At 70.3% G+C, this 7446-nt stretch carries 7 protein-coding genes; 5 read left to right on the forward strand and 2 right to left on the reverse strand.

The features are described from left to right. Positions 1–7: 7 nt before the first annotated feature. The 5 genes from tal (at position 8) to AB0L59_RS31370 (ending at position 5189) form a co-directional block, all read left to right on the forward strand. Complete coding sequence (gene tal / locus AB0L59_RS31350) at positions 8–1126, forward strand: transaldolase (RefSeq protein WP_365590003.1); 1119 nt, start codon at positions 8–10, stop codon at positions 1124–1126. A gap of 1 nt (position 1127) precedes the next feature. Continuing rightward, positions 1128–2666 carry a glucose-6-phosphate dehydrogenase gene (gene zwf / locus AB0L59_RS31355; protein WP_365590004.1) on the forward strand — a complete coding sequence of 513 codons (1539 nt, stop codon included), beginning with the start codon at positions 1128–1130 and terminating at the stop codon, positions 2664–2666. Continuing rightward, complete coding sequence (opcA, locus tag AB0L59_RS31360; RefSeq protein WP_365590005.1) at positions 2663–3727, forward strand: glucose-6-phosphate dehydrogenase assembly protein OpcA; 1065 nt, start codon at positions 2663–2665, stop codon at positions 3725–3727. The genes zwf and opcA overlap by 4 nt, the downstream gene beginning before the upstream one ends. Continuing rightward, positions 3724–4506 (forward strand): 6-phosphogluconolactonase, encoded by a 783-nt coding sequence (gene pgl, locus AB0L59_RS31365; protein WP_365590006.1) that lies wholly within the window; start codon positions 3724–3726, stop codon positions 4504–4506. Before opcA ends, pgl begins: the two co-directional genes overlap by 4 nt. Before the next feature lie 185 nt (positions 4507–4691). After that, a complete protein-coding gene (locus AB0L59_RS31370; RefSeq protein ID WP_365590007.1) occupies positions 4692–5189 on the forward strand; it encodes a lamin tail domain-containing protein in 498 nt (165 codons plus the stop codon). 37 nt (positions 5190–5226) lie between these two features. Here the strand turns inward: AB0L59_RS31370 and AB0L59_RS31375 are convergent, their stop codons facing one another. Both AB0L59_RS31375 and AB0L59_RS31380 read right to left on the reverse strand, forming a co-directional pair. Beyond that, a complete protein-coding gene (locus AB0L59_RS31375) occupies positions 5227–6066 on the reverse strand; it encodes a carbohydrate ABC transporter permease (protein ID WP_365590008.1) in 840 nt (279 codons plus the stop codon). An 11-nt stretch (positions 6067–6077) separates the two neighbouring features. Next, positions 6078–7343, reverse strand: coding sequence for an ABC transporter permease subunit (locus AB0L59_RS31380; protein ID WP_365590017.1), 1266 nt, complete (start codon positions 7341–7343; stop codon positions 6078–6080). Positions 7344–7446: the final 103 nt, after the last annotated feature.

Genomic DNA, 7446 nt, shown 5'->3' on the forward strand with positions numbered 1-7446 from the left:
TAATTCCATGACAGACGCACTCAAGCGCCTCTCCGAGGAAGGCGTCGCGATCTGGCTGGACGACCTGTCGCGCAAGCGGATCACGTCCGGCAACCTCGCCGAGCTGATCGACCAGCAGCACGTCGTGGGCGTCACCACCAACCCGACGATCTTCCAGAAGGCGATCTCGCAGGGCGACGGCTACGACCAGCAGGTCTCGGACCTCGCCGCCCGCAAGGTCACCGTCGAAGAGGCCATCCGCATGATCACCACGGCGGACGTCCGCGACGCCGCCGACATCCTGCGCCCGGTCTACGACGCCACCGGCGGCAAGGACGGCCGGGTCTCCATCGAGGTCGACCCCCGCCTGGCGCACAACACCAAGGCCACCGTCGCCGAGGCCAAGCAGCTGGCCTGGCTGGTGGACCGCCCCAACACCCTGATCAAGATCCCGGCCACCCTGGCGGGCCTGCCGGCGATCACCGAGACGATCGGCCTCGGCATCAGCGTCAACGTGACCCTGATCTTCTCCCTGGAGCGGTACCGCGCCGTCATGGACGCCTACCTCTCCGGCCTGGAGAAGGCCAAGGAGCGCGGCCTGGACCTGTCGCTGATCCACTCCGTGGCGTCCTTCTTCGTGTCCCGCGTGGACACCGAGATCGACAAGCGCCTGGACGGCATCGGCAGCGACGAGGCCAAGGCGCTGCGCGGCAAGGCCGCCGTCGCCAACGCGCGCCTCGCCTACCAGGCGTACGAGGAGGTCTTCTCCTCGGAGCGCTGGAGCGCGCTGGAGAACGCGGGCGCCAACAAGCAGCGTCCGCTGTGGGCGTCGACCGGCGTGAAGGACCCGGCCTACCCGGACACCCTGTACGTCACCGAGCTGGTCGCGCCGAACACGGTCAACACCATGCCGGAGGCCACGCTGGAGGCCACCGAGGACCACGGCGAGATCAGCGGCGACACCATCTCCGGCACCTACGAGCAGGCGCGTGCCGACCTCGACGCGCTGGAGCAGCTCGGCATCGCGTACGACGACGTCGTGCAGGTGCTGGAGGACGAGGGCGTCGAGAAGTTCGAGGCGTCCTGGAACGACCTGCTGAAGTCGACTCAGGCGGAGCTCGAGCGCCTCGCTCCCTCGGAGGGCTGACTTGTCACCCGTTTCCGGTTCCGGAGCGAACCCGCTTCGTGACCCGGCCGACCGACGGCTCCCGCGTATCGCGGGGCCGTCGGGTCTGGTCATCTTCGGGGTCACCGGCGACCTGTCGCGCAAGAAGCTGATGCCCGCGGTGTACGACCTCGCCAACCGGGGTCTGCTGCCGCCGGGCTTCTCGCTGGTGGGCTTCGCCCGCCGCGAGTGGGCGAACGAGGACTTCGCGCAGGAGGTCCACGACGCCGTCAAGGCGCACGCCCGTACGCCGTTCCGTGAGGAGGTCTGGCAGCAGCTCATCCAGGGGATGCGCTTCGTCCAGGGCACCTTCGACGACGACGACGCCTTCGAGCGGCTGCGCTCCACCATCGAGGAGCTGGACAAGGCACAGGGCACGGGCGGCAACTTCGCCTTCTATCTGTCGGTGCCGCCGCGCTCCTTCCCGGTGGTCATCCAGCAGCTGAAGAAGCACGGTCTCGCCGACCAGTCGGGCGGTTCCTGGCGGCGCGCGGTCATCGAGAAGCCGTTCGGGCACGACCTGAAGTCGGCCGAGGAACTGAACGCGATCGTGCACGAGGTGTTCTCCTCGGACCAGGTGTTCCGGATCGACCACTACCTCGGCAAGGAGACCGTCCAGAACATCCTGGCGCTGCGCTTCGCCAACACGATGTTCGAGCCGATCTGGAACCGGTCCTTCGTGGACCACGTGCAGATCACGATGGCCGAGGACATCGGCATCGGCGGCCGCGCCGGGTACTACGACGGCATCGGTGCCGCCCGTGACGTCATCCAGAACCATCTGCTGCAGCTCATGGCCCTCACGGCCATGGAGGAGCCCGCCTCCTTCGGCGCGGACGCGCTGGCCGCGGAGAAGGAGAAGGTGCTCGGCGCCGTCCGGCTGCCGAAGGACCTGGGCAAGTCGACCGTGCGCGGCCAGTACGCGGCCGGCTGGCAGGGCGGCGAGAAAGTCATCGGCTACCTCGAAGAGGACGGCATCGACGCGAAGTCGAAGACCGACACCTATGCCGCGATCAAGCTGGAGATCGACAACCGCCGCTGGGCGGGTGTCCCCTTCTACCTGCGCACCGGCAAGCGCCTCGGCCGGCGCGTGACGGAGATCGCGGTCGTCTTCCAGCGGGCCCCGCACTCCCCCTTCGACACCACGGCGACGGAGGAGCTGGGCCAGAACGCGATCGTCATCCGGGTCCAGCCCGACGAGGGTGTCACCGTCCGCTTCGGCTCCAAGGTGCCGGGGACCTCGATGGAGATCCGGGACGTCTCCATGGACTTCGCCTACGGCGAGTCCTTCACGGAGTCCAGCCCGGAGGCGTACGAGCGCCTGATCCTGGACGTGCTGCTGGGCGACGCCAACCTCTTCCCGCGCACGGAGGAGGTCGAGCTGTCCTGGAAGATCCTCGACCCGATCGAGGAGTACTGGGACAAGCACGGCAGGCCCGCGCAGTACCCGTCGGGCACCTGGGGACCCGCCGAGGCGGACGAGATGCTCGCACGAGACGGACGGAGCTGGCGCCGCCCATGAAGATAGACCTGACCGACACCACCGCCGGCGACATCAACAAGGCGCTCGTCCAGGGCCGCCGGGCCATCGGCACCCCCGCCGTCGGCATGGTCCTGACCCTCGTGATCGTCACCGACGAGGAGAACGCCTACGACGCGCTGAAGGCCGCCAACGACGCCTCGCGCGAGCACCCCTCGCGCACGCTGGTGGTCATCCGGCGGGTCTCCCGCACCCCGCGCGACCGTACGACGTCCCGGCTGGACGCCGAGGTGCGGGTGGGCGCGGACGCGGGCACCGGCGAGACGGTCGTGCTGCGGCTGTACGGCGAGGTCGTCGAGCACGCCGACTCGGTCGTGCTGCCGCTGCTGCTGCCGGACGCGCCGGTGGTCGTGTGGTGGCCGGTGAACGCCCCGCTGGACCCGGCGAAGGACCCGCTGGGCGCGCTCGCCCAGCGCCGGGTCACCGACACCTACGCCGCCGAGCAGCCGGTACGGGAGCTGTCCGCCCGCGCCGACGCGTACACGCCCGGCGACACCGACCTGTCCTGGACCCGGATCACGCCGTGGCGTTCGATGCTCGCGGCGGCCCTGGACCAGGTCACCTGCGAGGTGCGGGCCGTCGAGGTGGAGGGCGAGGAGTTCAACCCGAGCTGTGAGCTGCTGGCGATGTGGCTCGCGGACCGGCTGGACGTCCCCGTCAGGCGCTCGCTGTCGTCCGGTCCGGGGCTCACGGCCGTCCGGATGGACACCAGCTGCGGCCCGATCGTCCTGGACCGCGCGGACGGCTCGCTGGCCACGCTGTCCATCAAGGGCCAGCCGCCGCGCGCGGTGGCGCTGAAGCGGCGGGAGACCGCAGAGCTGATCGCGGAGGAGCTGCGCCGGCTCGACCCGGACGACACCTACGCGTCGGCACTGCGCTACGGCGTGGAGCGGCTGAACGCGGTTCCGGAACAGTCCGTTCAGGAGCCGGGGGAACCGGTGGCCGAGCCCGCGCCCGAGGAGGAGGCGGCCAAGGCACCGGCGAAGAAGGCCGCGGCCAGGACCGCGAAGAAGGCACCGGCAAGGAAGGCGGCGGCGAAGTGAGTACTCCGCAGCTGGTCGTCCACCGCGACAAGGAACTGATGGCGCAGGCCGCCGCGGCCCGCCTGATCACGAAGATCGTGGACGCGCAGGCCTCCCGGGGCACCGCGTCCGTGGTCCTCACGGGCGGCCGCAACGGCAACGGCCTGCTGGCCGCGCTGGCGGCGGCGCCCGCGCGGGACGCCATCGACTGGGGCCATCTCGAGCTGTGGTGGGGCGACGAGCGCTACCTGCCCGAGGGCGACCCCGAGCGCAATGTCACGCAGGCCCGCGAGGCCCTGCTGGACTCCGTACCGCTGGACCCGGAGCGCGTGCACGCCATGCCCGCCTCCGACGGGCCGTACGGCACGGACGTCGAGGCGGCGGCGGAGGCGTACGCGGCGGAGCTCGCGAAGGCGGCCGGGCCGGAGAACCACGGCGCGGTGCCCACCTTCGACGTCCTGATGCTGGGCGTCGGCCCGGACACCCACGTGGCCTCGCTCTTCCCGGAGCTGCCGGCGGTCCGCGAGACGGAGCGCACGGTGGTCGGCGTCCACGGCGCGCCCAAGCCCCCGCCGACCCGGATCTCCCTCACCCTCCCGGCGATCCGCTCGGCCCGGGAGGTCTGGCTGCTCGCGGCCGGCGAGGACAAGGCGGAGGCCGCGGCCATCGCCCTGTCCGGCGCGGGCGAGATCCAGGCTCCGGCGGCGGGAGCACAGGGCCGCTCGCGCACCCTGTGGCTGCTGGACTCGGCCGCGGCCTCGCAGTTGCCGCGCTCGCTGTATCCGCCGGCTTCACCGTGAGCCGGTGAGACTCCGACGCACGAGGGCGGCAGGGGAGGACTCCCCCGCCGCCCTTGTCGTCTGTCCTGACGCCCCCTCAACCAGGTCCTCCACGCTTTCCGCGCTTTCCGCGCCAAATATTCATACAACCCTCAACTTTTGTGTAAGCTCCTGGCGCTGAATCCGCACCACTGAGGGGGGACCTCATGCGTATACGCCTCACGCTCACCGCCGCCGCCGTCACGGCCGCAACGCTCGCCGTCGTCGTCGCCGCTCCGGCCCAGGCCACCGAGTACTCCTCCGCCCTGAAGATCACGGGCGTCCAGTACGACGCGCCGGGGCGGGACTCCAACAACTGCCGTACGGGCAACACCCGGGACGAGTACCTGACGATCAAGAACTACTCGCGCAGCACGACCGTCAACCTCAAGGGCTACGTCGTCAAGGACGCCACCGGCAACCGGTTCACCTTCCCGTCCAACCACTACCTCGAGCCCGGCGACTACGTGAAGCTGCGTGGCGGCCACGGCACCGACTCGGACGCGAAGAACGTCGTCTACCGCCAGAACTGCAATTTCATCTGGAACAACGACAAGGACACCATCTACCTCTACAAGCCGTCAGGTGCCCACGCGGACACCCACGCCTACACCAAGTCCCGCGACGACCGGGACGGCAACGGTTACATCACCTTCCACGGCTGAGGCGGCGCCGTTCCGGGCCGTCGCGGGTGGGGCTCGGTCACTTGACCGAGCCCGCCATCACGCCCTGCACGAAGTGCCGCTGGAAGGCGAAGAACACCGCCACCGGCACGATCAGCGACAGGAACGCGCCCGGTGCGAGCACGTCGATATTGCTCCCGAACTGCCTGACCTGGGACTGGAGTTCCACGGTGAGCGGCTGGGAGGAACTGTCGGCGAAGAGCAGGGCGACCAGCATGTCGTTCCAGACCCACAGGAACTGGAAGATGGCGAGCGAGGCGATCGCGGGGCGCCCCACCGGCAGGACCAGCCGGGTGAAGATGCGCCACTCGCCGCCGCCGTCCATCCGGGCCGCCTCCAGCATCTCCTTCGGCATCTCCGCGAAGTAGTTGCGCAGCAGGAACACGGCGAAGGGCAGGCCGTAGGCGACGTGGAAGAGGACGACGCCGGGGATCGTGCCGAACAGGCCGAGCGCGCCGAAGAGTTTGGCCACCGGCAGCAGGCCGATCTGGACCGGCACCACCAACAGGGCCACCACCAGCAGGAACAGGGGCTCCCGGAGCGGGAAGTCCAGCCAGGCGAAGGCGTATCCGGCGAGGGCGGCGAGGACCACGACGAGGGTCGTGGCAGGCACCGAGATCAGGACCGTGTTCCAGAAGGCCTGGGTCATCCCCGAGTTCTTCAGCAGGGCCGAGTAGTTGCCGAAGGACAGCTGGCCGGGGCTCGCGAGCGCCGTCCACCAGCCGCCCTTCGCGGTGTCCTGGGCCGAGCGCAGGGAGGAGAGGAACAGGCCCGCGAGCGGGGTCAGCCAGACCAGGCCGATCACCACCAGGAAGGCCTGAACCAGACCGTTGCCCAGGCCCCGCCTGATCGTGTTCATCGCTGACTCCCTCATCGCTGGCTCCTGCGGAAACGGCGGACGTTGAACACCATCGCGGGGATCACCAGGAGCAGCAGGAGCACTCCGAGGGCACTGCCGAGGCCCTGGTTGTTGCCGCCACCGAAGGACACGAGCCACATCTGGGTCGCGAGGACGGTGGCGTCCTCCTGCACCGGGCCGGGCGCGATGATGTAGACGAGGTCGAAGACCTTCATCACGTTGATGACGAGCGTGACGAAGACGACGGTCAGGACGGGCGCGAGCAGCGGGACGGTGATCCTGCGGAAGATCTGCCACTCGTTCGCGCCGTCCATCCGGGCGGCCTCCAGCGCGTCCCGGGGCAGGGTCGACAGGCCCGCGCCGATCAGGACCATCGCGAAGCCGGTCCAGATCCACAGATACGCGCCGATGATCGCCGGGGTGACGAGCGTCGGCCCGAGCCAGGACACGCCCTGGTAGGGCGGGGCGAAGTTCGACCCCGGGAGTTCCACCGTGTACGAGCCCGAGCGCAGCCCGGAGAAGGTGAAGGAGCCGTCGGCGGCGGTCGTCGTGCTCGCGACCGTGCCGCCGTCCCGCACCGCTTCGACCCTCATGCCGGGCAGTCCGCTCTCCTTGGGATCGACCTTGCCCTGCCTTCCGCCTCCGCCGGGGGTGAAGTCCAGGTAGACGACGCCGCGCAGCTCGCCGGGTGCGGCCTTGCGGCCGGCCGCCGGGTACGCGGGCGAGGCGCCCTTGGGCAGGTCCTTGGGCAGTACGCCGACCATGGGGAGCGTCACCGAGTGCCCGGCGGAGGCGGTCGTGCGGTAGGAGCCGTCCCGGTCCTGGGTCAGCAGGCCCGGGCGGCCGCGTGCCGTGGGATACGACGACGTGCCCTTGAAGGCGTCATGGACGGAGACGACGGCCGCGTTCAGCACGCCCTTGTTCGGGTCCTCGTCGTAGGCGAGCCGGAAGATGATGCCGGCGGCCAGGAAGGACACCGCCATCGGCATGAAGAGCAGCAGCTTGAACGCCGTGGCCCAGCGGACCTTCTCCACCAGAACGGCCAGGATCAGGCCGAGGCCGGTGAGCAGGGCCGGGGCCACGACCACCCAGATGGTGGTGTTGCGGATGGCCTTCAGGGTCGCCGGATCACGGAACATCTCGGCGTAGTTGTCACCGCCGACGAACCTGGTGCCGGAGGCGTCGAAGAAGCTGCGGCCGACGGAGAAGAGGACCGGGTAGACGACGAGGGCGCCGAGCAGGAGCAGCGCGGGGAAGACGAAGAGCAGGGCGATCAGCCGGGCGCGCCGCCGGCCGCGGCGCCCGCGCGCCGCGCCGGCGGGGGGGCCGGGGGGCGCCGGGGGGGTGGGCGAGCTGGTGGGGGGGCGGGGGGGGCCGGGA

This window comes from Streptomyces sp. NPDC052109 (genome assembly GCF_040680195.1).
GTDB lineage: Bacteria > Actinomycetota > Actinomycetes > Streptomycetales > Streptomycetaceae > Streptomyces.